General features: G+C 65.3%; 22 protein-coding genes. 6 read left to right on the top strand and 16 right to left on the bottom strand.

Features of this window, described 5'->3' with window-relative positions:
• Window positions 1-104 precede the first annotated feature (104 nt).
• Complete coding sequence (locus J7573_RS06485) at window positions 105-881, bottom strand: TatD family hydrolase (RefSeq protein ID WP_294330928.1); 777 nt, start codon at window positions 879-881, stop codon at window positions 105-107.
• 2 nt (window positions 882-883) lie between these two features.
• On the bottom strand, window positions 884-1879 hold the full coding sequence (gene cra, locus J7573_RS06480; RefSeq protein ID WP_294330926.1) for a catabolite repressor/activator: 996 nt from the start codon (window positions 1877-1879) through the stop codon (window positions 884-886).
• A 298-nt stretch (window positions 1880-2177) separates the two neighbouring features.
• Here cra and ptsP point away from each other — a divergent pair, with 298 nt between their 5' ends.
• The 3 genes from ptsP to J7573_RS06465 are packed head-to-tail and all read left to right on the top strand — an operon-like array spanning window position 2178 to window position 7705.
• Window positions 2178-5030, top strand: a complete 2853-nt coding sequence (gene ptsP / locus J7573_RS06475) for a phosphoenolpyruvate--protein phosphotransferase (RefSeq protein ID WP_294330924.1) — start codon at window positions 2178-2180, stop codon at window positions 5028-5030.
• Window positions 5031-5978, top strand: a complete 948-nt coding sequence (gene pfkB, locus J7573_RS06470) for a 1-phosphofructokinase (protein ID WP_294330923.1) — start codon at window positions 5031-5033, stop codon at window positions 5976-5978.
• Window positions 5975-7705, top strand: a complete 1731-nt coding sequence (locus J7573_RS06465; RefSeq protein ID WP_294330922.1) for a PTS fructose-like transporter subunit IIB — start codon at window positions 5975-5977, stop codon at window positions 7703-7705. Before pfkB ends, J7573_RS06465 begins: the two co-directional genes overlap by 4 nt.
• 104 nt (window positions 7706-7809) lie before the next feature.
• Here the strand turns inward: J7573_RS06465 and J7573_RS06460 are convergent, their stop codons facing one another.
• On the bottom strand, window positions 7810-8031 hold the full coding sequence (locus J7573_RS06460) for a DUF3820 family protein (protein WP_294331289.1): 222 nt from the start codon (window positions 8029-8031) through the stop codon (window positions 7810-7812).
• 201 nt (window positions 8032-8232) lie between these two features.
• Between J7573_RS06460 and J7573_RS06455 the strand changes: the two genes are divergently transcribed.
• On the top strand, window positions 8233-8709 hold the full coding sequence (locus J7573_RS06455; protein WP_294330920.1) for a PA2169 family four-helix-bundle protein: 477 nt from the start codon (window positions 8233-8235) through the stop codon (window positions 8707-8709).
• On the opposite strand, the gene J7573_RS06450 is transcribed toward J7573_RS06455, so the two are convergent.
• The 7 genes from J7573_RS06450 to J7573_RS06420 all read right to left on the bottom strand — a co-directional run bounded on the left by J7573_RS06450 (window position 8706) and on the right by J7573_RS06420 (window position 18697).
• Entirely contained in the window at window positions 8706-10202 is a 1497-nt protein-coding gene (locus tag J7573_RS06450; protein ID WP_294330918.1) for a sensor domain-containing diguanylate cyclase, read from the bottom strand. The genes J7573_RS06455 and J7573_RS06450 overlap by 4 nt on opposite strands.
• Window positions 10203-10340: 138 nt before the next feature.
• Complete coding sequence (locus J7573_RS06445; RefSeq protein WP_294330915.1) at window positions 10341-11675, bottom strand: OprD family porin; 1335 nt, start codon at window positions 11673-11675, stop codon at window positions 10341-10343.
• Window positions 11676-11881: 206 nt separating this feature from the next.
• Window positions 11882-12103 (bottom strand): hypothetical protein, encoded by a 222-nt coding sequence (locus J7573_RS06440; RefSeq protein WP_060512429.1) that lies wholly within the window; start codon window positions 12101-12103, stop codon window positions 11882-11884.
• A gap of 300 nt (window positions 12104-12403) precedes the next feature.
• Entirely contained in the window at window positions 12404-13786 is a 1383-nt protein-coding gene (locus J7573_RS06435; RefSeq protein WP_294330907.1) for a heavy metal sensor histidine kinase, read from the bottom strand.
• On the bottom strand, window positions 13761-14435 hold the full coding sequence (locus J7573_RS06430; RefSeq protein ID WP_294330905.1) for a heavy metal response regulator transcription factor: 675 nt from the start codon (window positions 14433-14435) through the stop codon (window positions 13761-13763). The genes J7573_RS06435 and J7573_RS06430 overlap by 26 nt, the downstream gene beginning before the upstream one ends.
• 9 nt (window positions 14436-14444) lie before the next feature.
• The gene (locus J7573_RS06425) at window positions 14445-17537 is read right to left on the bottom strand and encodes a multidrug efflux RND transporter permease subunit (RefSeq protein WP_294330903.1); all 3093 of its coding nucleotides are present in this window, start codon (window positions 17535-17537) and stop codon (window positions 14445-14447) included.
• A complete protein-coding gene (locus J7573_RS06420) occupies window positions 17534-18697 on the bottom strand; it encodes an efflux RND transporter periplasmic adaptor subunit (protein WP_294330901.1) in 1164 nt (387 codons plus the stop codon). The genes J7573_RS06425 and J7573_RS06420 overlap by 4 nt, the downstream gene beginning before the upstream one ends.
• A gap of 332 nt (window positions 18698-19029) precedes the next feature.
• Here J7573_RS06420 and J7573_RS06415 point away from each other — a divergent pair, with 332 nt between their 5' ends.
• Complete coding sequence (locus J7573_RS06415) at window positions 19030-19416, top strand: hypothetical protein (RefSeq protein WP_294330899.1); 387 nt, start codon at window positions 19030-19032, stop codon at window positions 19414-19416.
• Window positions 19406-19657 (top strand): DUF3077 domain-containing protein, encoded by a 252-nt coding sequence (locus J7573_RS06410; protein WP_152956600.1) that lies wholly within the window; start codon window positions 19406-19408, stop codon window positions 19655-19657. Before J7573_RS06415 ends, J7573_RS06410 begins: the two co-directional genes overlap by 11 nt.
• Window positions 19658-19783: 126 nt before the next feature.
• Here the strand turns inward: J7573_RS06410 and J7573_RS06405 are convergent, their stop codons facing one another.
• From J7573_RS06405 to J7573_RS06380, 6 genes are all read right to left on the bottom strand, one after another.
• Complete coding sequence (locus tag J7573_RS06405) at window positions 19784-20518, bottom strand: YkgJ family cysteine cluster protein (RefSeq protein ID WP_294330891.1); 735 nt, start codon at window positions 20516-20518, stop codon at window positions 19784-19786.
• On the bottom strand, window positions 20515-20826 hold the full coding sequence (locus tag J7573_RS06400) for a hypothetical protein (RefSeq protein WP_294330888.1): 312 nt from the start codon (window positions 20824-20826) through the stop codon (window positions 20515-20517). Before J7573_RS06400 ends, J7573_RS06405 begins: the two co-directional genes overlap by 4 nt.
• A gap of 98 nt (window positions 20827-20924) precedes the next feature.
• Complete coding sequence (locus J7573_RS06395) at window positions 20925-21824, bottom strand: chemotaxis protein (protein WP_294330886.1); 900 nt, start codon at window positions 21822-21824, stop codon at window positions 20925-20927.
• Between the two features lie 232 nt (window positions 21825-22056).
• Entirely contained in the window at window positions 22057-23241 is a 1185-nt protein-coding gene (locus J7573_RS06390) for an HlyD family type I secretion periplasmic adaptor subunit (RefSeq protein WP_294330883.1), read from the bottom strand.
• Window positions 23238-25406, bottom strand: a complete 2169-nt coding sequence (locus J7573_RS06385) for a type I secretion system permease/ATPase (protein WP_294330879.1) — start codon at window positions 25404-25406, stop codon at window positions 23238-23240. Before J7573_RS06385 ends, J7573_RS06390 begins: the two co-directional genes overlap by 4 nt.
• On the bottom strand, window positions 25403-26836 hold the full coding sequence (locus tag J7573_RS06380; RefSeq protein WP_294330875.1) for a TolC family outer membrane protein: 1434 nt from the start codon (window positions 26834-26836) through the stop codon (window positions 25403-25405). Before J7573_RS06380 ends, J7573_RS06385 begins: the two co-directional genes overlap by 4 nt.
• Window positions 26837-26854: the final 18 nt, after the last annotated feature.

Below are 26854 nucleotides of genomic sequence, written 5' to 3'. Positions count from 1 at the left end.
TGTGCCGGCCTCTTCGCGGGTAAACCCGTTCCTACAGGTTAAATGCAGGTTTCAGACCCTGTGATGATCATGTGGAAGCGGGTTTACCCGCGAATGGGCCAGTACTACCAGCCAAAAAGCTCACAGGCATTACGGCTGCTGGCCTCAGCCAGTTCCTCAGCCTCGATGCCCATCAGCTCGGCCAGCGCTTCGGCAATCTCCGGCAGATGCTCCGGGCTGTTGCGCTGGCCGGCAAACATCGCCGGGGCCATGTCTGGCGAATCGGTCTCCAGCACGATGCTTTCCAGCGGCAGGCGCGGCAGAGTCTTGCGCAGGCGCAACGCCTGCGGCCAGGTCGCTGCACCGCCCAGGCCAAGTCGGAAGCCCAGCTTGATGTACTCGCGCGCCTCTTCGTAACTGCCGGCAAAGGCATGGATCACCCCCGCCCGTACCGGCTTGTAGCGCTTGAGCGTGGCAATCACCTGGGCATGGCTGCGACGCACATGCAACAGGGCTGGCAGCGCGAAGTCGCAGGCCATCTGCAGCTGCGCTTCAAACAGTGCCTGCTGGCGTTCCTTGTCCAGCGTTTCGAGGTAGTAGTCCAGGCCGAACTCGCCGACTGCGCACAGCCGTGGATCACCTTGCAGGCGCTCCAGCCAGTCGCGCAGTTGCGTCAGATGCTCCGGCCGGTGCTGCTCCAGGTAGATCGGGTGCAGCCCCAGCGCCGCATGCACGTTGCCTTCCGCGCAGGCCAGGTCCCACACCCGCTGGAAATTCGCCTGGTACACCCCCAGAACCACCAAGCGCTCCACCCCACGCGCCGCCGCGTTGGCCAGCAGGCGCGGGCGGTCGGCGTCGAAGTCGGGGAAGTCCAGGTGGGTGTGGGTGTCGATCAGGCGCATGGTCAGGCCGCGCTGATGCGTTGCTTGAAGGTCCGGCCAATGGCGTGCACGCCGGGCTCGTAGCGCTTTTCTTCGATGGCGGCCAGGGCCAGCTCCAGCGCGGTGGCGGCGATCAGGCCGTGCTGCTGGGCCATGGCGTTGACCGGCAGTGGCAGGAAGTCGAGCAACTGGTTGTCACCGAAGGTGCCCAGGTGCAGCTGGCGCGAATCGGCCGGGCGCGCCTGCAAGGTATCGAATACCCCCTGCAGCAGCACGTAGGAGGTGGTCACCAGGGCATCCGGCAAGCCGCCTTGTTCGTCGATCAGCTGCTGCATCAGGCGTTGGCCGCATTCACGGCTGAAGCCCTCGCCCTGATAGCGGCGGACCACGCCGCCGAAACCTTGCATGGCTTCGTCGAAACCACCGGCGCGGGCCTGGCTGACCGACAGCTCCGGGCGGGCACCGATCAGCGCGATGCTTTTCGGCGCGGTGGCCAGCAGGCTATCGGCCAGCTGGCGGCTGGCATCGCGGTCGTCGCTGATCACCGAGCAGAAGTGTGCCGGGTCCAGGCGCCGGTCGATGGCGATCACCGGCAGGCCCTTGTCCTGCAGCTCACGGTAGCTGTCGTCCTCCGGTGGCAGGCAGCTGGCGACGAACAGGGCATCACAACGGCGGGCGCGGAACAGCTGCTGCAACTGGCGCTCACTGTCGGGCTGGTCGTCGCTGCTGGCAATCAGCAGCTGGTAGCCACGGGCGCGGGCGCCTTGCTCGAGCTGTTTGGCGATGCGGGCATAGCTGGGGTTCTCCAGATCCGGGAGAATGAAGCCCAAGGTGCGGGTGTGTCGGCTGCGCAGGCCGGCTGCTTGCGGGTTGGGGGTGAAGCCATGGGCCTCGACCACCGCGCGCACCCGCTCGACAGTGCTGTTGCTGATGCGCTGCTGTTCGGCCTTGCCATTGATGACATAACTGGCAGTGGTCACTGACACACCGGCCAGACGGGCGATATCGCTGAGTTTCACCGAATTTTCCTTGTTATTACCGGGACTGGCTACGGAACCAGGACCGGGTAGTTTGACCCGTGTTGGCCGCCACGCGCAGGCGACCATTGTCGCAATTGTCCGACAGGATGGGGCTTTTTCCTCGGAAGATTATCGAGTAACGTGGCCGCTTGGTCAGATTAAACGTTTCAGCTATTAAATTTTTCTGCCTCGACTGCCGTGCGTGCAAGGCTGTCGAACTGGCTGATTCTGTGAATATCACAACAATACCTCAGTACCCGGCATCAAAACCAAGCCGGGGCTGCAAAAGGAGAAGGTCATGCTCGAGCTCGCCAAAGAGCAGATAGCCATGGGCCAGAAGGCCGTCGACAAGGCCGAGGCGTTGCGCCTGCTGGCGGATCAGCTGGTAGCCGACGGCCTGGTTGCCGAAGGTTATCTCGAAGGCCTGCAGGCGCGTGAAGCGCAAGGCTCGACGTTCCTTGGCCAGGGCATCGCCATCCCTCACGGCACCCCGCAGACCCGCGAACTGGTATTCGCCACCGGCGTGCGCTTGCTGCAGTTCCCCGAAGGCGTGGATTGGGGAGATGGCCAGATCGTCTACCTGGCCATCGGCATCGCCGCCCGTTCCGACGAACACCTGCGCCTGCTGCAACTGCTGACCCGCGCCCTCGGCGAAACCGACCTGGCCGAGGCATTGCGCCGGGCCGGCTCTGCCGAGGCATTGCTCAAGCTGCTGCAAGGTGCGCCGCAGGAACTGGCGCTGGACGCGCAACTGGTCGGCCTGAACCTGCCGGCTGAAGATTTCGATGAGCTGGCCTGGCGCGGTGCGCGACTGCTGCAGCGCGCCGGTTGCGTCGACAGCGGCTTCGCGGCCGTGCTGCAACAGGCCGACCCCTTGCCACTGGGCGAGGGCCTGTGGTGGCTGCACAGCGAGCGCCAGGTGCGCCAACCCGGCCTCGCCTTCATCACCCCGCAGCAGCCCCTGCGCTATCGCGACCAGCCGCTCAATGGCCTGTTCTGCCTGGCGAGCCTCGGCGCGGCCCACCAGGCGCTGCTCGAACGCCTGTGCGAAGTGCTGATCGAAGGCCGTGGGCAAACGCTCTACCAGGCCACCAGCAGCCGCGCGGTACTCGAAGTGCTGGGCGGTGAGGCACCGGTTGACTGGCCCACTGCGCGTATCGTGCTGGCCAACCCGCATGGGCTGCATGCCCGCCCGGCGAAGGTGCTGGCGCAACTGGCCAAGGGCTTCGAGGGCGAAATTCGCGTGCGGGTGCTCGACAGTGCGCAGCCGGCGGTTTCGATCAAGAGCCTGAGCAAGCTGCTCAGCCTCGGTGCTCGCCGTGGCCAGGAACTTGAGCTGAGCGCTGAACCATCGATTGCCGGCGATGCCTTGCCCGTGCTGCTGGCCGCCATCGAGCAAGGCCTGGGCGAAGAGGTCGAGCCGCTGGTGCAGACCACCACAGCGGACGTTGCCGGCACCGCCGTGGCAGTCCAGGCGCCTGCTGCGGGCAGCCACATCCAGGGCGTCAGTGCATCGCCGGGGATCGCCAGTGGGCCGGCGCATGTCTGCGTCGAGCGCGATATCGATTATCCGCTGCGCGGCGAGTCGCCCGCCCAGGAGCGCCTGAAGCTGCGCGACGCGCTGAATGCCGTGAATGGCGAATTGCAGGCGCTGGTGCAGCGCAGCGACAAGTCGATTGGCGAGATTTTCGTCACCCACCAGGAAATGCTCGCCGACCCGGCCCTGAGCGACGATGTCGACGCTCGCCTGGCTCAGGGCGAAAGCGCGGCGGCGGCCTGGATGGCGGTGATCGAAGCCGCAGCGCGCCAGCAGGAAGCGCTGCACGATGCCCTGCTGGCCGAGCGCGCTGCCGACCTGCGCGACATTGGTCGCCGGGTGCTGGCCCAGCTGTGCGGCGTGCAGGCCCAGGCCGAGCCGGAACAACCCTATGTGCTGGTCATGGGCGAAGTCGGCCCTTCCGATGTCGCCCGCCTGGACCCGGCCCGTGTCGCCGGCATCGTCACGGCTCACGGCGGTGCCACCGCGCACAGCGCGATCGTCGCCCGTGCCCTGGGCATCCCGGCGGTGGTCGGTGCGGGCCCGGCGATCCTGCTGCTCGCTTCCGGCACACCGCTGCTGCTCGACGGCCAGCGCGGCGTGGTCAGCGTCGCACCGCCCGCCGACGAGCTGCAACGCGCCCTGGCCGAACGCGACCGGCGCGAACAACGCCTGCAAGCCGCCTGGGCCCAGCGCCATGAACCGGCAGTGACCCGCGATGGCCATGCCATCGAAGTGTTCGCCAACATCGGCGAAAGCAGCGGCATCGACAAGGTGGTGGAGCAGGGCGCCGAAGGCGTTGGCCTGCTGCGCACCGAACTGATCTTCATGGCCCACTCCCAGGCACCCGATGTCGCTACCCAGGAAGCGGAGTACCGCCGCGTACTCGACGGCCTCGGCGGCCGGCCACTGGTGGTGCGTACCCTCGATGTGGGGGGCGACAAACCGTTGCCGTACTGGCCGATAGACGCCGAAGAAAACCCGTTTCTCGGCGTGCGCGGCGTGCGCCTGACCCTGCAACGCCCGCAGATCATGGAAGACCAGTTGCGCGCCCTGCTGCGTGCCGCCGATCAGCGGCCCCTGCGCATCATGTTCCCCATGGTCGGGCAAATTCACGAATGGCGTGAGGCGCGGGCCATGGTCGAGCGCCTGCGCCTGGAAACCCCGGTCGCTGACCTGCAGGTCGGGATCATGGTCGAGGTGCCGTCCGCCGCCTTGCTGGCGCCGCAGCTGGCCCGTGAAGTGGACTTCTTCAGCATCGGTACCAACGACCTGACCCAGTACACCCTGGCCATCGACCGTGGCCACCCGAGCCTGTCTGCCCAGGCCGATGGCCTGCACCCGGCGGTGCTGAGCCTGATCGACATGACCGTGCGCGCGGCTCACGCTGAGGGCAAGTGGGTAGGCGTGTGCGGCGAACTGGCCGCCGACCCGCAGGCGGTGGCCGTGCTGCTGGGGCTGGATGTGGACGAACTGAGCGTGGCCGCCCGCAGCATTGCCGAAGTCAAAGCCCTGGTGCGCCAGGCTGATCACCAAACGGCCCGCGCCCTGGCGCGCGAGGCCTTGCAACAGGACAGCGCCGCGGCGGTTCGCGCGCTGGTGGAGCGTTACTGAATGGCCAAGATCCTCACCCTGACCCTGAACCCGGCGCTGGACATCACCGTCAGCCTCGACACTTTGCGCCCCGGGCATGTCAACCGCGCCCAGGCTCAGCAAAGTCACGCTGCGGGCAAAGGCCTGAACGTGGCCCAGGTGCTGGCCGATCTGGGCCACAGCGTTACTGTCGGGGGCTTCCTGGGCCGCGACAACCCGCAACCGTTCGAGGCGTTGATCGCCCGGCGCGGGTTTGCCGACTGCTTCGTGCGGGTGGCCGGTGAAACCCGCAGCAACCTCAAGCTGGTCGAGGCCGATGGTCGGGTCACCGACATCAACGGCCAGGGGCCGGAGGTCGACGAAGCCGCCCGCGCCGAGCTGCTGCACCGCCTGCAGCAAGTGGCGCCGGGGCACGACGCGGTGGTGGTCGCGGGCAGCCTGCCGCGTGGCATAAGCCCGGAGTGGTTCCGCCAGCTGCTCGAGCAGTTGCAGGTGCAAGGGCTCAAAGTGGCCCTCGACAGCAGCGGCGAGGCGTTGCGTGCCGGTCTGCAGAGTGCCCCTTGGCTGGTCAAACCCAATACCGAAGAGCTGGGCGAAGTGCTGGGCCTGGCCGTGCAGACCAGCGCCGAGCAGCGCGCTGCTGCCGAGCAACTGCTGGCCAGTGGGGTCGAGCACGTGGTGGTGTCGGCGGGCGAGCAGGGCGTCAGCTGGTTCGCCGCGGGCCTGGCGCTGCAGGCGCGCCCGCCCCAGGTGCGGGTAGCCAGTACCGTGGGCGCGGGTGATTCGCTGGTCGCCGGTATGGTCCACGGCCTGCTGGCAGCGGAATGCCCGCAGCAGACATTGCGCCGCGCCACGGCCATCGCCGCGCAAGCCGTGACCCAGGTCGGCTTCGGCATCTGCGACCGTGAGCAGCTGGTGCGCCTTGAAGCCGCCGTGCAACTGACAGAACAACAAGAGGGTTGCCGATGAACATCGCCATAGTCACCGCCTGCCCCAACGGGCAGGTGTCCAGCGTGCTCAGCGCCCGCCTGCTGGCGGCTGCGGCCCAGCGCCGCGGCTGGAGCACCAGTGTCGAAGTGCAGGATGCCGAGCATCCCGAACGCCAGCTGACGCCTGCGCAGATCGCCGAGGCCGATTGGGTGCTGGTAGTCAGCACCGGCCCGGTGGACCTGGCGCGCTTCGACGGCAAGCGCCTGTACCAGAGCACCCCGGCGCAAGCCCTGGCCGACCGTGAAGGCTTCCTTGACGAGGCGGCGGGCAAGGCCGAAGTGCTGGCCGCCCAGGCTCCCAGCGAGGTGCTTGCAGCGGCGGTACGGATTGTTGCGGTCACCGCCTGCCCGACGGGCGTGGCACATACCTTCATGGCTGCCGAAGCCTTGCAACAGGCGGCACAACAGCTGGATTACCAGCTCACCGTCGAGACCCAGGGCTCGGTCGGCGCGCGCAACCCGCTGTCGGCCCAGGCCATTGCCGATGCCGATGTGGTGCTGCTGGCCGCTGACATCGAGGTGCCGACGGCGCGCTTTGCCGGCAAGCGTATCTACCGTTGCGGCACCGGTATCGCCCTCAAGCAGGCGCGTGCGACCCTGGAAAAAGCCTTGGTCGAGGCCAAGGTCGAAAGTGTTGCGGATGCTGCATCAGCGGCACCGGCCAAGGCTGAGAAAACCGGTGTCTACAAGCACTTGCTGACCGGTGTTTCATTCATGCTGCCGATGGTGGTGGCCGGCGGTTTGCTGATTGCCCTGTCGTTTGTCTTCGGCATCGAAGCCTACAAGGAGCCGGGCACCTTGCCCGCCGCGCTGATGCAGATCGGCGGCGAGGCGGCGTTCAAGCTGATGGTGCCGCTGCTCGCCGGTTACATCGCCTGGTCCATCGCCGACCGCCCGGGCCTGGCGCCGGGGATGATCGGCGGCCTGCTGGCCAGCACCTTGGGTGCCGGCTTCATCGGTGGCATCGTCGCCGGCTTTCTCGCCGGCTACAGCGCCAAGGCCATCGCCCGCTGGGCGCGCCTGCCGAGCAGCCTGGATGCGCTCAAGCCGATCCTGATCATCCCGTTGCTGGCCAGCCTGTTCACCGGCCTGGTGATGATCTACGTGGTCGGCCAGCCGGTGGCGGCCATGCTCGAAGGGCTGACGCACTTCCTCGACAGCATGGGCACCACCAACGCCATCCTGCTCGGGCTGCTGCTGGGCGGGATGATGTGCGTCGACCTCGGCGGGCCGATCAACAAGGCCGCCTATGCCTTCTCGGTGGGGCTGCTGGCGTCCTCCAGCTATGCGCCGATGGCGGCGACCATGGCCGCCGGCATGGTGCCGCCGATCGGCCTGGGCATCGCCACCTTCCTCGCCCGGCGCAAGTTCGCCCAGAGCGAGCGCGAGGCGGGCAAGGCGGCGTTGGCGCTGGGGCTGTGCTTCATCTCCGAAGGGGCGATCCCGTTCGCGGCCAAGGACCCACTGCGGGTGATCCCGGCGAGCATCGCCGGTGGCGCCTTGACCGGTGCGCTGTCGATGTACTTCGGCTGCAAGCTGATGGCGCCCCATGGCGGGCTGTTCGTGTTGCTGATCCCCAATGCGATCAACCATGCGCTGTTGTATCTGCTGGCGATTGTGGCGGGGAGCCTGGTGACGGCACTGGTGTATGCAGTGATCAAGAAGAGCGAGCGGGTGGAGTTGGCCGTTGCGCCTGTGAAAGGTTGAAGCCTTCTGTTGGCATTGCCGGCCCTTTCGCGGCTAAAGCCGCTCCCACAGGAATAGCGATGTACCTGTGGGAGCGGCTTTAGCCGCGAAGAGGCCGGTACAGGTCAACGCCGATGCTCCTGCCGCAACGGCACCAGCAGATCGCCCAGGCCGTTATGGTCGACCTCGTGCATCAAGGCCAGCAACCCACCCAGTTCCCCCGCCGGAAACCCCTTGCGCGCAAACCAGGCCAGGTAATCCCCCGGCAGGTCGGCAATGATCCGCCCCTGGTACTTGCCAAAGGGCATGGTGCGGGTAACCAGCAGTTCGAGCATTTCCGGTTTCATCGACGAAGCCTGGCAGTGAATGAGCGCCGACCATACTGCAATCTGCACGAGCACCCAAGCGGCAATCATGCATAACGCCGTTTTCATGCTGTTCGATGAATATTCTAACTACATGATTCAAAAGGATTTATTTTAAGTCCGCGGCTTGGCATGAAGGCTGCTCCGGTACAGGTGACTACCACCTGCCAAGGAGTTCGTGCCATGAGCAACCCCAACAAAGACGTGATCGATGTGCTTAACGACCTGGTCGAATACAGCAAGGATGGCGAAAAAGGCTTCAAGGCTTCGGCCGATGATGTGAAGAACCCCGAATTGAAGGCCTTCTTCGTCCAGCGCGCCGGTGAATGCGCCAATGCGGCAGCCGAGCTGCAAAGTGAAGTGCGTCGCCTGGGTGGCGACCCGGAAACCTCCACCAGCATCAGCGGCGACCTGCACCGTGGCTGGGTCAACCTGAAGTCGATGGTCACCGGAAAGGATGAGGAAGCGGTGCTCAATGAAGTGGAGCGCGGCGAAGACCATGCCCTCAAGGCCTACAAGGAAGCACGTGAGAAACTGGTCAAGCTGGGCCGCATGGCCAGTGATCAAAGCTATGCGCTGGTAGAGAAACAACTGCAGGGCGTGCAGCGTAACCACGACCAGGTGAAAGCGCTGCGCAACGCCGCCCGCGCCCGTTCCTAGTCCAGCGGCCCCTCGACCCGGTTGCGGCCATTGGCCTTGGCCCGGTAGAGCGCTTCGTCCGCGGCACCCAGCACTTGTGTGAGATCTTGCTGGGTGCCGGGGATATAGACCCCGACGCCGATGCTCACTGTCACCGAGTGCGCATCATCGGCAAACGGTGCCAGCGCCTCGACCTGGGCGCGAACGCGCTCGGCCAGCAGCAGCGCGCCGGCCAGTTCGGTCTCCGGCAAGATCACCTGAAATTCTTCGCCACCGTAGCGCGCGGCCAGGTCTGCCGGGCGACGGATACACAGCTGCAGTGTGCTGGCGACCTCACGCAATGCATGGTCACCCCCTGCATGGCCATGGCGCTGGTTGAATGCCCGGAAATGATCCACATCCACCATCAGTACCGCCAACGGCTTGCGGTTGCGCTGCGCGCGCGACCATTCCTGGCGTAGTACCTGGTCCAGCCGGCGGCGGTTGGCCAAGCCGGTCAGGCTGTCGGTGGCGGCGAGTGTTGCCAGGCCTCGTTCGGCTTCGTGGCGGCGGCGCAGTTCGCGGCCCAGCAGCAACGTCAGCCAGAGAATGCCGATACACAGCACGCCCGTTGCGACGCTGACGACAATGGCGGTACGTCGCCACGACTGGAAGACTTCCTCGGCCGAATGCACCACCAGCACGATCAAGGGAAGGTCGGCCACCCGGGCAAAGGTATAGATGCGCTGGGTGCCGTTCACGCTGGACCTGGCGGTGAAGCTGCCGCTGCGTTCGCTCAGAATTCGCTTGAAGTTGGGCCGGTCGCCGAAGTTGGTGCCGATCAGCGGATCCTTGTCCCGGGTTGGCTGGCGGGCGAGCAACTGGCCGTCGGTATTGAGCAGGTTGATGCTGCTCTCGTCACCGATGTCCAGGCGTTGGAACAGCTGATTGAAGTAGGACAGGCGCAACGCGCCTGCGGCCAGCCCCGCAAAGGAGCCGTCAGCTGCAGAGATGCGCCGGCTGAAACTGATGCACCAGTCGAGGTCGCCCAGCCTTGCCTTGAAGGGTGGGCTGATGAACAAGCCAAGGTCCGGGTGGTCGCGATGAGCCAGGAAGGCCGGTGTGTCGGCGAAGTTGGCCTGGCGTGGTTCGATGCTGATCGAGTCACCTACCACATCGCCCTTGGCATTCAGCCAGAGGATGTCACCTCGCACTGGGGCGGCGAAGGTCTGATTGAACAGGATCTGCTGGCGCAATTCGGGAGCAACCTTCAGTAGCTCCGGGTGGCGCACGGCCCAGATCAGGCCGCGCAGGGACTGATCGTAGAGTTCGACGTTGCGCAGGATGTCGCTTTCGATCAACTGCACGATGTTGCTGGAGGAACGCATGGCCGATTGCTCGACGTTATCGCGCTCGCGAGCCAGCAAGTAGCCGACGATGGCCACGATGGCGAGCACGGCAAGGCAACTGCCCAGGTTGAGGATCAGCTCGGGGTGCGACCTGTAGAGTGCGAAACGCGGTGATCGAGTGGGCATGCGCGCTACTGCTGAGGCAGGGCCATTTGCGGCGGGCGACATTCTAGGGAAGTGCGGATTGTCGGACAACATTTGTCCGACGGAATCGTGTTGCAGTGAGTTTTACTGTGGGAGCGGGCATGCCCGCTCCCACAGGGATCAGAAGATGTTCAGTGGGTAATCGACGATCACCCGCACTTCATCGTTGTCGCTGTTGCTGTCGATCGAGGCATAACCCTGGCTGCCACGGTGGGTGGCATAGCGCAGCTGCACCGCCAGATCCTTCAGGTCACCCTCCTGGAACACATACTTCACGTCCAGGTCCCGCTCCCAGTGCATGGCGTTCTTGCCATCGGCGCGGTAGTAGTCGTAGTGGCTGGTGTCCTGGGTGGCCTTGGTCAGGTCCGCCTCACCGCGCGAGTACGACAGCGACGTGCTCAGGCCGGGGATGCCGATACCGGCGAAGTTGTAGTCGTACTGCAGCTTCCACGAACGCTCGTTCGGGGCGTTGAAGTCCGAGTACATGCGCGAGTTGTCCAGGTACACGCTGTCGCCCAGGTTGATGTAGTCGAACGGCGTGTTGCCGTTGACCCGCTGGTAGGCGGCGGTGACGCTGTGGTAGCCGGCATTGACCGTGAAGTGCAGGCTGTAGGTGTTGTTGTCGATCTTGCCCAGCAGCGCCTGGCCGGTGTCCTGGGTGTGATAGAAGTGCACGCCCGGGTTGAGGCTGACCAGGTCGTTGACCACGTAGGTGTAGTCGAAGTCAGCGTAGTACTGGTTCCAGATGTCCTTCAGCTCGGCCGCGTACAGGTTGGTGGTGATGTTCTCGGTGCCGCTCCAAGACGCGCCCGCCCAGTTCAGGTGCTTGCTCTTGTCGTGTTCGTCCAGGGTGCCGTAGTAGGTGTCGATACGACGGTGGCCGCTCTGGTTGTACGGGTGGGTGAAGCTGACCTGGCCGCCTTCGAGCAGCAGGCCGTCGACGCTGTGGTTGGTCAGGCTCACACCGCGGAAGGTCTGCGGCAGCATGCGGGTTTCACCGCCAGCGATCACCGGGTTGGTGATGAACAGGTCACCGGCTTTCAACTCGGTGTCGAAGGCCTTGAGCTTGACCGCTGCACCGGCCGTGGAGAACGAGTGCGGGGCTGCGCCCAGTTCACCGTTGTCCTTGATGTGCTCGGGCAGGATGCTGGTGCCAGCATGGCCGCCACCGCCGTCGAGCTTCAGGCCCAGCATGGCATGGGCATCGAGGCCAAAGCCGACCATGCCCGGGGTGTAGCCTGATTCGAATCGTGCGACCGCGCCCTGGCCCCACTCGCGGGTGTCGCGCACGCCGGCGTTGTGGTTGTCGCGGTTGAAGTAGGCATTACGGAAATGCAGGTTGAAGGACGAACCTTCGATGAATCCATCAGCCTTGTCTTCATCTGCCTGGGCGGCGAAAGGGATCGTTGCAGTCAACGCAATGAACAGCGGGGTAAAACGAAACGCGGAAGGCACCGGTACAAGCTCCTTTGGTCTGGCGGTGAGGCAGTTTTTGTTTTTTGAATGTGCGTCTTTTTATAGGGGGTACGTTACAGCGGGGCTGAAAGTTAGAGCACATAAAAAAAGCCGCTGATCGGCAGCGGCTTTAAAAGGCTAACATATCGGCACCAACGGTGCCCATTGCGTAGCCAAGGGAAAACGAGAGCGGGTGCAACGCGCGATCAGCTATCGGCATTGGCGTCGCTGGAAACTTTGGAAGCTGTCTGTTCTGCGTCTTTGCCGGCGTCGGCCTTGTGTGCAAGGGCTTCGCGGGAGTCTTGGTGAACCGCGGCAAGTTCTGCAGTGCGAGCAACGAAAGCCGGGGATTCTTCGGCCATGGCCAGGGGCGACAACAACAGGGACGACAGAACGAAAACGCTGGCAATACCCATACTGTTGGACATGTTTAAAACTACCTTCTTGCGGGGCAAGTGCTATGAGGACGGGGGTAAAGTTAGTCCTTAAAGTGCTGCGGAAACAGCGTCATTGGCGATAAGCACTGTTGCGCAAAAAGTAATGATCGCTGGAAAGGCAATTGGACCTTGGCCGCAAACCAGCAGGCTAGAGGGCTTGCTCGTGTATTGCGGGCTTGTGCAATTTCCTGTGGGAGCGGGCGTGCCCGCGAACACCGGCGAAGCCGGTGCCATACACCGTGTCGCCTGCTTCGCGGGCACGCCCGCTCCCACAGGGTCCTAGACTGGCTTCTAGATAGGTAAACGAATGCCAAAAGTGTTGGCGCCGGCCGCGCTGCGCACAAAAACCTCCCCGCCATGCATCAACGCGATCGCCTTGACGATCGCCAGGCCCAGCCCATGGTTGCCACCGCCACTGTTGCTGCGCGCCGCATCCACCCGGTAAAACCGCTCGAACAGCAAGGGCAGGTGCGCATCGTCGATGGCCGGCCCCGGGTTGCTCACGGCGATGCAGACCTGTTCCGGCCCTGCCTCGATATGCACGCGAATCACCTGGTGCGGCGCCGTATGCTGCACGGCGTTGTTCAGCAGGTTGATCAACGCCCGGCGCAGCTGGGCCTTTTCGATGGGCGCCTGGGCGTCGCCGCTGACGCTGACACTGACCTGGGCGTCTTCGAGGATGTAGTCGAGGTAATCGAGGGTGGTGGCCACTTCCTCGGCCAGCGACGCCTGGGTCAGGGCGGTGGCCTTGCTGCCCTGGTCGGCGCTGGCGAGGAACAGCATGTCGTTGATGATGCTGCGCAGGCGCTCCAGCTCTTCCAGGTTCGATTGCAGCACCTCGAAGTAATGCTCGGCGCTGCGCCCGCGGGTGAGGGCGACCTGGGTCTGGCCGATCAGGTTGGTCAGCGGCGAGCGCAGTTCGTGGGCGACATCGGCGTTGAAGGCTTCGAGCCGCGAATAGGCCTGGCTGACCCGGTCCAGCGCGGCATTGAAGGCACCGGCGAACTGCGCCAGTTCGGGTGCCAGGTTCTGCGTCTGCAAGCGGCCATCCAGGCGCGGCGGTGCCAGGGCTTGGGCCTCGACGGACAGTGCCAGCAGCGGCCGCAGGCCGATGCGTGCCACCCAGTAACCCAGCACCGAAGCCAGCAGCACGCCGAGCACGGCCAGGCCGACAATGGCTACCAGCAGGCTGTGCTGGGCTTGCCAGAAGGTTTCCGTGTCGATGCCGATCAGAAAACGCAGCGGCGGGCGTTCGCCCAAGGCGGGCATTTCGCTGACCAGTACCTTGTAAGGGTACGTCCGGTCGGGCAGGCGCAGGTCGCGCATGCCCTGCGGGCCCTCGGCGAAGGCGCGGACCAGCTCGCTGGGCTGGCCATACTCGTAGGCCGGGTTGCTGCTGACCACCCAGAAGCGGATGCGCTTGTCTTCTTCGCTGAGCAGGTTGAGCTTGTTGTTGATCTTGGCCCAGTGCTCGGGCGTGCCGAAGCGGTTGAGGGTGGACTCCAGCACGCTGAAACGCGCATCCAGCTCGGCCGCCGGCAGCAGGTCGAGGCTGCGGTCGACCTGGCGGTACAGCGCCGAACCGATCAGCACGAACACCCCCAGCGCCACCAGGATGAACAGTGCCGACAGGCGCAGGGCGATGGAGTTAAGCGGCGCGGTTTTCCAGGACATAGCCCATGCCTCGGATGGTGTGCAGCAGCTTGTTGTCGAACGGCCCGTCGAGCTTGGCACGCAGGCGCTTGATGGCCACTTCGACGACATTGGCGTCGCTGTCGAAGTTGATGTCCCAGACCAGCTCGGCGATGGCGGTCTTGGAGAGGATTTCGCCCTGGCGCCGGGCCAGCACGCTGAGCAGCGAGAATTCCTTGGCGGTCAGCTCCAGGCGCTGGCCGGCGCGGCTGGCCTTGCGCGCCATCAGGTCGATCCACAGGTCGCCGACCTGGATCTGCAACGGCTCGTGGGTGCTGCTGCGGCGGGTCAGGGCCTGCAGCCGGGCGACCAGTTCAAGGAACGAGAACGGCTTGCCCAGGTAATCGTCGGCGCCTTCGCGCAGGCCATGGATGCGGTCTTCGACGCGCTCGCGGGCGGTGAGCATGATCACCGGCGTCTGCTTGCGCGCGCGCAGTGCGCGCAGCACGCCGTAGCCGTCCAGGCCCGGCAGCATCACATCGAGCACGATCACCGCGTAGTCGGCCTCCAGGGCCAGGTGCAGGCCATCGATGCCGTCCCGTGCAAGGTCGACGGTGAAGCCCTGCTCGGTCAGGCCGCGATGCAGGTAGTCGGCAGTTTTTTCTTCGTCTTCGATGATCAGCACACGCATGGTCTTGTCCTAGCTGGCACTTGGCGCCGCCGCACGGGCGGCCTGGCGGCGGTGGAACAGGCGCTCCAGGGCCAAGTATATGACCGGGGTGGTGAACAGCGTCAGCGCCTGGCTCACCAGCAACCCGCCGACCACCGCAATGCCCAGCGGCTGGCGCAGCTCGGCGCCGGCACCAAAGCCGAACATCAGCGGCACCGCGCCAAGCAGGGCGGCGAGGGTGGTCATGATGATTGGCCGAAAGCGCGTCAGGCACGCCTGGTGAATCGCCTGCTCGGGCGTCATGCCGTGGTGGCGCTGGGCCTCCAGGGCGAAGTCGATGAGCAGGATGCCGTTCTTCTTGACGATGCCGATCAGCAGCACCACGCCGATCAGGCCCATGATGCTGAAGTCCTGGCCCATGGCCCAGAGCAAGATCAACGCGCCCAGGCCGGCCGAGGGCAGGGTGGAAATGATGGTCAGTGGGTGGACGAAGCTCTCGTAGAGCACGCCGAGGATGATGTACACCGCCACCAGTGCGGCGAGGATCAGCCACGGCTGGCTCGACAGCGAACTCTGGAAGGCCTGGGCCGCGCCCTGGAAGTTGCCGCTGATCGAGTCGGGCATGCCCAGTTCGCGCTGGGTACGCTCAAGGATCTTCACCGCATCGCCCAGGGCCACGCCGGGGGCCAGGTTGAACGACAGGTTGGCCGCCGGGAACAGGCCGTCGTGGCTGATCGACAGCGGGCCGGTGCTCGGCGGAGCGACATGCGCCAGGGCCGACAGCGGCACCATCTCGTTGGTCAGCGGCGAGCGCAGGTAGAAGAAGTTCAGGCTCTCGGCTTTGCCGCGCTGCTTCGCGTCCAGTTCGAGGATCACCTTGTACTGGTTGGTCTCGGTCTGGAACTCGCTGATCTGCCGCTGGCCGAAGGCATCGTACAGCGCCTGGTCGACGTCGGTGGTGGTCAGGCCGAAGCGCGCCGCGGCCTGGCGGTCGATGTCGATGCGGGTGACGCTGGCGCCCAGCTGCAAGTCGTTGGACAGGTCGCGGAACACCGGGTTTTCCCGCAGACGGTCGGTCAGGCGCTGGGTCCACAGGTTCAGCGCCACGCCGTCGTTGCTCTTGAGCACGTACTGGTACTGGGTGCGCGACGGGCCGGAGCTGAGGTTGATGTCCTGGCCGGCACGCATGTACAGGACGATACCCGGCACTTGGGCCAGCTTCGGCCGCAGTCGGTCGATCAGCTCGCTGGCCGACACGTCGCGCTCACCTCGCGGCTTGAGGGCGATCCAGAAGCGGCCGTTGGCGATGGTCTGGTTGCTGCCGGTGACCCCCACAGAATGGGAGTAGGCCTGCACCGCCGGGTCTTCACCGATGATCTTCGCCAGCGCCAGGTGCTTTTCGACCATCGACGGGTACGACACGTCTGCCGCCGCCTCGGTGGTGCCGAGGATGAAACCGGTGTCTTGCAGCGGGAAGAAACCCTTGGGGATGCCGACATACCCGACCACGGCCAGGGCCAGGGTCACGCCGAACACGCCCAGGGTCAGGCGCTGGTGGGCGAGGGCACGGTTCAGGCCTTTTTCGTACCACTTCACCAGGCGCTCGCCGAAGCCACCGTGCTGCTCGCCGGGCGGGCGACGCATGAACAATGCGCACAAGGTGGGTGCCAGGGTCAGCGACACCATCACCGAAATCAGGATGGTCGAAGTGGCGGTCAGGGCGAACTCCTTGAACAGCCGGCCGACCACACCGCCCATGAACAGCAGCGGGATGAACGCGGCGATCAGCGAGAAGCTGATCGACACCACGGTGAAGCCGATCTCGCCCGCGCCCTTGAGCGCCGCCGTGCGGCTGTCGTCGCCGGCCTCCAGGTGGCGGTGGATGTTCTCCACCACGACGATGGCGTCGTCCACCACGAAGCCCACCGAGATGACGATGGCCACCAGCGTGAGGTTGTTGAGGCTGAAGCCCAGCACATACATCAGTGCGCAACTGGCGATCAGCGACACGCCGAGCACGCTGGACACCACCATGGTTGCCGACCATTGGCGCAGGAACAGCGCCATCACCCCGATCACCAGGGCCACGGCGATCATCAGGGTCAGTTCCACCTCGTGCAAGGAGGCGCGGATGGTCTGGGTGCGGTCCTGCAGCACTGACACTTCGATCGACGCCGGGAGCATTTCCTGCAACTTGGGCAGGGCGGCCAGCACCCGGTCGACGGTGTCGACGATATTCGCCCCGGGCTGGCGGAACACCACCAGGTTGAGCCCCGGTTGGTCGCCGGACCAGGCTTTGACGTAGGCATTCTCGGCACCGTTGATGACCTTGGCCACGTCCTTGAGGTGCACCGGCGCGCCGTTGCGGTACGAGACGATCAGCTGGGCGTAGTCCTCAGGGTGGAACAGCTGGTCGTTGGCGGCGATGGTCGAGACGCTGTGTTCGCCGTACAGCGCGCCCTTGGCCAGGTTCAGGCTGGTCTGCTGGATGGCTTGGCGCACATCGGCCAGTGTCAGGCCGATGGCGGCGAGTTTTTCCGGTTGGGCCTGCACGCGGATGGCCGGGCGCAGCTGGCCGGTGATGTTGATCAGGCCGACCCCTTCGATCTGGCTGAGCTGGCGCGCCAGCAAGGTCTCGGCGTAGTCGCTGAGGTCATTGCCAGGCATCTGCGCGGAGCTGACGGTGAGCACCAGCACCGGGCTGTCGGCCGGGTTGACCTTGCGCCAGGTCGGTGGGTTGGGCAGGTCCTGGGGCAGGCGGGCGGTGGCGGTGTTGATCGCCGCCTGGACTTCCTGGGCGGCGGTGTCGATGTTCTTGTCGAGGGTGAATTGCAGGATCAGCGTGGTCGAGCCCAGCGCACTGCTGCTGGTCATTTGGGTCATGCCGGGGATGGCACTGAACTGCACCTCCAGCGGCGTGGCCACAGAAGACGCCATGGTTTCCGGGCTGGCACCGGGCAGCTGGGTGGTGACCTGGATGGTCGGGAAGTCCGCTTCGGGCAGCGGTGCCACCGGCAGCCGCGGGAAGGCGATGGCGCCGAGCAGCACCAGGGCGAAGGTCAGCAGCAAGGTGGCGATCGGGTGGTCGATGCACCAGGCCGAGACACCGTTGCGGGTATTCATGGCTGGCTCCTGCGGTCAGCCATTTCCGCCGGCGGCGGAGCGTCCGGGGTGACCTCGACCCGCGAGCCGGGCTTGAGCCGTGACTGGCCGTCGAGCACCAGGCGTTCGCCCGGCTTGACCCCGGCGATGATGTTCAGGCCGCTGTCCTGGTACAGCACCTTGACCGGCACGCTGGTGACCTTGTCACCGTCCAGGCGGTAGACGAAGTGCCCGTCGACGCCCCGCTGCACCACTGGCGGCGGCACCACCAGGGCGTTTTCCTCGACCGCCGTGCGCAGGCGGATGGTGACCAGTTGCCCCGGCCACAGGTGGCCGTCCTTGTTGTCGAATTCGGCCTTGACCCGCACCGTGCCGGTGTTGGCCGAAATCTGGTTGTCGATCAGCGCCAGGTGGCCTTCGCCGAGCAGATTGCGTTCGCCGTCGGCGTCCATGTAGGCCTCGACCAGCGCCGGGGTTGGCGCCTTGAGCAAGGCTTGCAAGGTCGGCAGCATCTGTTGCGGCAGGGCGAACTCGACGGCGATCGGGTCGATCTGGGTGACGCTGAACAGTCCTTGGGTATCCGTGGTGCGCACCAGGTTGCCGGGGTCGACATTGCGGATGCCGACACGCCCGGTCACCGGCGAGCGGATCTGCGTGTACGACAGCTGCACCTCGGCATTGGCGATGGCCGCCTGGTTGCCCTTGACCGTGGCCTGCAGCTGGTTGACCAGCGCCTGCTGTTGATCAAGGGTTTGTTTGGACACGCCATCGTCGGTGCTGAGCAGGCGGTAGCGCTTGAGGTCGACACCGGCCACCTGGATCTGTGCCTGGCTCTGGCCGAGCTGGGCGCGGGCCTGGTCGAGCGTGGCGCGGATTGCGCGGTCATCCAGGGTGGCGAGCAGGTCGCCTTCCTTCACCCACTGGCCTTCCTTGACCAGCACCTGGGTCAGCACGCCTTCGACCTGTGGCCGCACTTCAACGCTGTGCAGCGACAGCACCGAGCCGATGGCACTGGCGTAGCGCGGCACGTCCTGCTGGGCGACGCTGACCACGCGCACCGGGATCGCCGCTTGCGCGCGGGGCGTGGAGGCTTCCTGGCGCTGGCCATACCAGACGCCCAGGGCCACCAGAACGAGCAGCGCCAACGCGGCGAGAAGTACAGAACGGGAAGGACGTCGCATCGGCGCGGGCACCTTGGCCAAGGGGTGGGGAACGGAGGTGTGTATTGGAGTTTATAGCGCTGTGACCGGGTCGGCAGCGTGACAGCTGGCTGACAGCGGTGACAGGTTCGAGCTGAATAGAAAGCAAAAGGCTATCAGCTGTAGGAAGAGTCTGAATCTGAAACCAAATGCTTCAAGAGCGCAGGGGGGACGAATTATCCTACGCGCTCTGTCGGATGGCGTCTGATAGGCGGGGAACTGCTTCAGCGATAACTTCACGGTTCGCCAAAAACGGCGAGCGGCCGTGAGAAAGCTGCGGTTGTCCCCCCGAATGCCCATGAGTTATGGCAGCCGTGCGCGTGCAGACTTCGGTCTGGGCCGCGGTGGGTGGACGCGGTTTTCTCACCTCGCGTACGGCTGCCACCCAATCCGTGAGAAAGAGCAAGGTGGTTGCTTCTCGATATTTCCATCCGGTAATCCTCATGAAAAAAATAGTTCCAGATCCACCACCCTCGTTCCCACTCCCTTACCTCACAATAATCGCCGACCTAACCGTCGAAGACGCCAAACCCCACGCTGCCGCTCTCATGGACAGCCTCTCCAGCACCATTCAGGTCTTGCTCGAAACCGAATCCCAAGAGCACCGCCAGGTCCTGCTGGAAAACATGAATATCCTCACCGAGCTGCTCCGTACCCTGTTCTCCCACATGGCAACGCGGGAGATGGCACATGAGCAATGAGCTGAAGTCACGCAGCACAGCCGGCAAAGAAACCTTCCTCGACCTGTACGCCATCCAGCCGGGCATCCCCCTCGATCATGCCTTCGATGAGTTGTCGGTCTTGCTTGGTTGTATCCGCCATTTGAGCGAAGAGGCGGAGATGGAGGGCAACCTGATCGCAGGCAGTGCCGCAAGGATTCTCAGTGCCATGGCCAAGGCACTGATCAATGATATGGAAATGGGCTTGAACCGCAGCGCCTGACAGTTATTGGGGCCGCTTTGCGGCCCTTCGCGGGCACGCCCGCTCCCACAGGTATCGCGCAAGGCCGTGAGTTTGTGGTGACCCTGTGGGAGCGGGCGTGCCCGCGAAGAGGCCGGACCTGCTTACCTAAAACCCGATGAAGGCATAGTAGACTGGCGCTTGGGCAGTGGTCCGCAATCCCCGAGCCTGCAAATCATTCACCAGTTCAGGCTGCTCCACATGCAGGATCCACTCAGCCCCGGCCCATGATGACGCCTGCGCTAGAGACGCGGCAAAGGCCGTCATGTCCGGCAGATAAGCGGTAAACCCATTGCCTTTGAGCGCGCTGGTGGTCATCCCCAGTGCCTCGCAGATAGCCACCTTGGCCGCGATATCGTCGCGATCCGCCTGCCGCGAAGCCTGCACCAGCGCCAGCAGCGCCGGGTCCACCGGCAGTGTGCCGTGGATCAGCTCGGGCCCTTGCTCCCAAGCCTCGGGTGGGCAGTCCTTGTTCTCCGGCCGCAGTGGAATATGCGGATTGATCTCCACCGGGTAGATGCGGCAGACCAGCGGTCGGCTTTCATAGATGGTGCACAGGTCATTGTCGTCGAGGTTGCGACAGCGCCCCGGGTTGAACGCGGCAAAGGTCACCGCAACGCGCACTTCGCTGCCGCCGCAAGGCACTGGATACGAGCGACGCAGCACATGCTCGCGCTGGTCCGCCGGCATGCCCGGCCCATCGGTGACGAAGCCCTCGATCAGGACGATCACCTGGCCACCCGCTGCCGCCCACTGGCGCGCCTCGTCCAGGGTCAATGGCACATGGTGGCCGGTGCAGCACTTGCCACAACCGGTACAGGCAAACCGCAGGCTGTCGTTCACTTGGCGTCCGGGTTCCATTCGCTGACAAAGGCCTGCTGCTGCTTGCGGTCGTACAGGCACAGCTCGGTGCCCGTCTGTTGCTGCATGTGCTTCTGTGGATAAACCCCTTCGATCAGCAGGGCGCTGAAACCGACCTGGTCATCGAACTCCGCCGGCTTGCCGCGGGCGTGGGCATCCTTGAACTGGCTGGCTTTAAGGCAGGCCTTGAGCATCTGCTGGCGCTGCTCGTTCCAGGCCTGGCTGCTGGAGGCCTGGGCAACACCGCTGAACAGGGCGCAGGCGATCAGGAGAGAGCTGAAAAACTTCATACGAGGTTCCGGCAATTGATCCGAGGGGCGCGAATTATGCCCGAGTCATCCCTGGCGGCAAGCCAGGGAGTTTGTCGCCGAATATGACAACACGTGCTTCAGCGCTCGGCAAACACCACGGTCCGGGCCGCTGTCACCAGGCAGTCGGTCAGGTCGGGCGAAGAGAACTTGGTGAGGATGGCATTGGCCCCGGCCAGCCTGGCTTTCTCGCTGCTCATGGCGCTGTCCAGCGAGGTGTGCAGCAGCACATAGAGGTGCTGGAAGTCTGGCGTCTCGCGCAGGGTGCGGGTAAACGCATAGCCGTCCATCTCGGACATTTCGATGTCCGAAACGATGATGTTGATCTCCTGGGCGGTGCCTTGCAGCTCCAGCAGCACGTTCATCGCATCCTTGGCGCTGCGTGCGGTGTGGCAGTCGATGCCGAGGTTGCGCAGGGTGTGCATCGACTGCTGCAGCGCCACCTGGCTGTCGTCGACCACCAGGATGTTGGCGGCGGCCAGCAGGCTGGCGTCTTCCTCGCTCAGTTCACCTGGTAGTGGCTCCGGTTCGGGCGGGGCGATGCCGTGGATGACCTTTTCGATGTCCAGCACCTGAACGAGCGTGTTGTCGACCCGGGTCACGCCGGTGATGAACGAACGGTTGCCCGAGCCGAACGGTGGCGGCTTGATGTCGGTGCTCAGGCAATGGACGATGCGGCTCACGGCCTGCACATGCAAGCCTTGGCGCGAACGGCTGATCTCGGTGACGATCAGGCAGCCGCCGTCCGGGTCGGCCAGCGGGCGTTCGCCAATGGCCCGGGACAGGTCGATCACCGACAGCGAGTTGCCGCGCAGGGTCGCCACGCCTTTCACGTGCGGGTGCGACTCGGGCAGCTTGGTCAGTGGCGGGCAGGGGATGATCTCGCTGACCTTGAGCAGGTTGATTGCCATCAGCTTGCCGCTGCGCAGGGTGAACAGCAGCAGCGACAGCGAATCCGCGCGGGCATTTTGCGTGGCCATGGTGACCTTCGTGGGAGACAGGGGGTACCGGGTTATCGGCCTGATTTCGTGGCGCTTTAGCGTCCCGCTACAGATTGCAAAGTAGGACGCGATCCTTGTGGGAGCCGTGCTTGCCGGCGATGGGCCGCGAAGCGGCCCCAAGGTTTCAAGGTTATTGCACAGATTGCCGGGGCCGCTTCGCGGCCCATCGCCGGCAAGCGCGGCTCCCACAGCGTCTGTGTCGCTCATGAGATCAGCGTTCGCGCAGGGCCTCGCGGGCGCGGTTCAGCGGTTTGATCAGGTAATCGAGGATGGTCTTCTCGCCCGTACGGATATCCACCGTGGCAATCATCCCCGGCACGATCGCGAAATGCTTGCCAGCCTTGTTGGTCAGGCTGTCCTGCTCGGTGCGGATGAACACCCGGTAGTAGTAGATCTCCGGTTTCACCTCGTCCTGCAGGGTGTCCGGCGAAATCCCCACCACCTTGCCATCCAGCCCGCCATACACCGAGTAGTCATAGGCACTGATCTTGACCTTGGCCGCCTGGTCGGGGTGGATGAAGGCGATGTCCCGTGGGGCGATGCGGGTTTCGATCAGCAGGCGTTCGTCCATCGGCACGATCTTCATCACCTGCCCGCCAGGCTGCACCACGCCGCCCAGGGTGTTGACCTCGATGTCCTTGACGATGCCGCGTACCGGTGAACGCAGGGTCAGGCGGGTCAGCGAATCGCTGCGCCCGCGGATCACTTCCGACAGGCTGTCGGCTTCGGCACTGGCCTTGGCCAGCTCTTCGCGGGCTCGCACCAGGTACTCGGATCGGGCTTCGTTGGCCTTGAGCTCCAGCTCCGAGCGCTGGCGGTTCAGGCGGATCACTTCGACCCGGCTGGAGGCGCCCATCTTGGCCAGGTTCTCGGTGATCTTCAGCTCCGCGCGCACCAGGCGCAGCGAATCCTCGATGCCGGCCAGGGTCTGCTCCAGGCCGCGACGGCGGGTTTCGTAAAGCGCGGTTTCGGCGTCGATCAGGTCGGGCGAATCGCGCAGGCTTTCAGGGAAGCTCAGCGGCTTGCCGGTAACCTCGGCACGCAGGCGCGCCACGCTGGCCTTGGCCGCACGGTACTTGGCTTCGCTTTCGCCAACGCTGGAAGCGGTCTTGGTCGGGTCGAGCTGGGCAAGCACCTGGCCGCGCTCGACCAGGTCGCCTTCGGCCACGTTCATCTCGGCGACAATGCCGCCTTCGAACGACTGGATCACCTGCTCGCGTGAACTGGGGATGACCTTGCCGGTGCCGGTGGAGACCTCGGTCACCTCGAACCAGGCCGCCCAGGCCAGGAACGCAGCGAGCATGAGTGCGCAAATGGTGATGATGCGGCCGGCGCGCAGCACTGCCTGGTCGTCCTGGCCATCCAGATAGGACGCGGGGAGTTCGTGGTTGCTCATGCCTGCGCTCCTTGCAGCTTGGCCAGGGCAGCGTCGCGTTTGTCGTCGATGGCGATGCGCCCGCCGTCCAGCACGATGATGCGGTCCACGCGCTGCAGCACGCTGAGGCGGTGGGTGGCGATCACCAGGGTGCGGCCCTGGCAGAAGCGATCGAGGTTATCCAGCAGCTTGCGTTCGGTGACGTCGTCGAGCGAGGCGGTGGGCTCATCGAGCAACAGCACTTGCGGTTGGCGAACCAGCAAACGCGCCAGCACCAGGGCCTGGCGCTGTCCACCGGACAGGCCCACGCCGCCTTCGAGAATCAAGTGGTCAAGGCCCTTGGGCAGGTGGCGGACGAACTCCAGCGCACCGGTGGCGGCCAGCGCGGCCACCAGCTCCTGGTCGCTGGCCTGGCCGGCGCCGAGGGTGAGGTTTTCCCGCAGGGTGCCGTGGAACAGCCGGGCGTACTGGGCCAGCAGGCCGACGTCACGGCGCAGGTCGGCCGGGTCGAGGTGGGCCATGGCGATGCCGTCGAGGCTGACTTCGCCCTGGCTCAGGTCCATGGCACCGCCCAGTGCCTGCAGCAGGGTCGATTTGCCGGCACCGTTGCGCCCGAGCACGGCGATGCGCTCGCCAGGCTGGATGTCGAGCTGGCCGATGCTCAGCACCGGTGGCGCTTCCGGGCTGTAGCGGAAGTGGGCCTGGCGCAACGCATATTCACCACGGATCGCCGGCAGGTGCACGCGGGCCTCGCCTTCGGGGTGGTCGACCGGCGCCTGCATCAGTTTGTCCAGGCCTTGCAGGGCCACCTTGGCCTGCTGCCAGCGGGTCAGTACGTGGGTCAGCTGCGCCAGCGGTGCCATCATCCGTGACGACAGCATCGAGGCCGCCACCAGGCTACCGGTGGTGAGGTCGCCGGCAATCACCATCGGCGCACCGATCACGATGACCACGGCAAATACCGCGCCCTGCACGTTCTGGGTCCAGGTCACCAGGCCGTTGGTCAGGGTGCGCAGGCGCAGGCTGGTGTGCGCGCAAGCGGCGTTGTACTGGTTCCACTGGCGCTCGAAGCGCGCCTCGGCCTGCAGCGCCTTGATCTCGTCCAGGCCCTGGATGCTCTCCACCAGCATGGCGTTGCGCAGCGACGATTCGCGCATCGAGGCATTGGCCAGTGCCGCCAGCCGCCGCTGTGCCAGCAGGCCCGGGATGACCATGGCCAGCAGCGCCACCAGCGGGATGATCACCAGCACCCCGCCGATCAACCAGAACACCAGCAGGAACAGCAGGAAGAACGGCAGGTCGGCCAAGGCCGTGGCAGTGCTCGAAGTGATCAGGTCACGGATCGACTCCAGCTCGCGCAACTGCGAGATGAACGAGCCGGTGGATTTCGGCCGTGCCGAATTGCGCAGGCGCAGCGCATGGCCGTAGACCAGGTCGGACACCCGCAGGTCGGCACGCTTGCCCAGCAGGTCGGTGACCTTCAGCCGCAGCAGGCGCATGCTGAAGTCGAACACCAGCGCCAGCACCACGCCGCCGAACAGCACGTACAGGGTCGGCAGGGACTCGGCAGGGATCACCCGGTCATACACCTGCATGGAAAACAGCACCCCGGCCAGGGCCAGCACGTTGGCCACCAAAGAGGCGACCATCACCTGGCCGTACGGGCGCAGGTCGCGCAGCACGATGCGGGTGAACCAGTGGCGATCGTAGGGCGCGGTGTAGTCGTCGGTGCGCACATCGCGCAGCGGCCGTGCCGGGCGCATCAAGGCCACGCGATTGATGCGCCCCTCGAGCGCTTCGCGAGGCAGGCGCGAGGTCAGCCGCTGATCGCCGGCAAACACCACGGCCAGCTCGTTTTCCTCGGTCACCGCCTCGACCGTGGCCAGCTGGCCATCGTCCAGCTCCAACACCAGCGGCGTGCGCCACTGGCGCAGGGCCTTGGCGTCGTAGCGCACGAAGCGCAAGGTCAGACCGGCCTGGCGCGCCATGTGCCGGAGGATTTCATCCAGCGGGCGGGCATCTTCGACCGCCGCCAGGCGGATGCGCTGGGGCGAGACATCCAGGCGATAGTGGTGGGCGACCTGCAGCATCACTTCCAGCCAAGGGCCCAGATCGGGCCGGTGCATCACAGCTGGCTCCGGGTTCTGTGCCTGACCGGCCTGGGTCAGCTTGACGGTATCGTTCATGGCTCGATTTCCACCCCTTGCAGGTTGCGCCCTTCCAGCCCGAAGGCGGTACGCAGGGCGCCGGAGTTGTACAGGCAGTCGACATCCAGGCGCAGCAGGTCGGAGCGGGTGCCGGCGAGTTCGAAGCGTGACTGGTAGATCTCCTGCTCGGCGTTGAGCAGGTCGAGCAAGGGGCGGGTGCCCAAGTCCAGGTACTGCCTGCCATACAGTTCGCGGGCTTCCTGGATGCTGGCCTGGCGCGCTTCCAGCGAATTCAGGCGCCGGCCCAGCCCGGACGTCTGCGCCATGGCTTCGGCCAGGCCACGGCGGGCCTGCAGGCGCGCGGCGTCTTCGGCGGAATCGGCGGCACTCAGGGCATGGCCGGCGGCGCGGCTGCGGGCGCTGATGGCGCCACCCTGGTAGATGGGCACCTCGACGTTCAGGTAAATGCCCGCCTGGGTGCGGTCCAGGCTGCGGTTGTCGCGGTTGTAATCGTTGTCCAGGTAGTGGTTGACCTGCGGTTGCAGCGACAGCGTAGGATAGGCTTCGGCCTTGGCCTGGGCCAGTTCGGCCTGGGACTGGGCGCGCAAGGCCAGGGCCATCAGCACGGCCGGCAACCGGTCGCTACCGCCTGAAGCGCGTTTGCAGGCCTGGTTCAGCTCTGCTGGCGACTCCTCGGCCAGGGCCGGCGGTGCCACGCGGCCGAGCAGTTCGGCCAGGGTCGAACGCCAGCGTTCGTACTGCGCCTGGTACTCCTCGAGGGTGGCGCGTGCGCCTTCCACCCGCGATTCGGCCTGGACCACATCGGAGCGCGTGCTGGCGCCCATGTCGCTGCGCTGGCGAGCCATGCCAGCGATGTCGCCGACGCCACGGATCTGGTCGCGGGCGATGACCATCAGCTGTTCATAGCGACGGGTTTCGATCCAGGCGTAGGCGGTGTCGCGGGCGAGGTCGTCGACCACCAGCAGGATATTGGCCTGGGCCCGGGTAGCGGCGGCCTCGGCGGCACTGACGGCATTGTCGACCTTGCCGAAGTCGTAGAGCATCTGCTTCAACGACAGGTTCAGTGCCTGGCTGTTGCGGTCGCCGCCATAGCCGGAGTCATAGCCAGTGCGGATGCCGCCGGAAATCTGTGGGTAGTAACCGGCACGGGCGACGTTGATGCCTTCGCCCTGCTTGTAGAGGTTACCGACGGCTTCGGCGATGCTCGGGTGCCACTGCGCGGCGGTCAGTACTGCCTCGGCCAGCCCCAGGCGGTCACCCTTGCTGGCGGCCTGGCCGGAGGGCGGGCGGGCGGGGATGGCATCGGGCGCGTCGCGCATCAATGACGGCCCGATGGTGCGCAGTCTGGGGTCTATGTCATCGGCTGCCTGGGCAACCGGGTTCAGGTTCGACACCAGGAGCCCGAAGGCTCCCAGCCACAGCGGTGACAGCGGACTGCTTCGCTTCACGAAATTCCCTTACTGCTG

It is taken from the genome of Pseudomonas sp., assembly GCF_017744435.1.
In the GTDB taxonomy this organism is placed as follows: Bacteria; Pseudomonadota; Gammaproteobacteria; order Pseudomonadales; family Pseudomonadaceae; genus Aquipseudomonas.
Note: the sequence above shows the minus strand (reverse complement) of the source record. Positions and strands in the feature narration are given on the sequence as shown.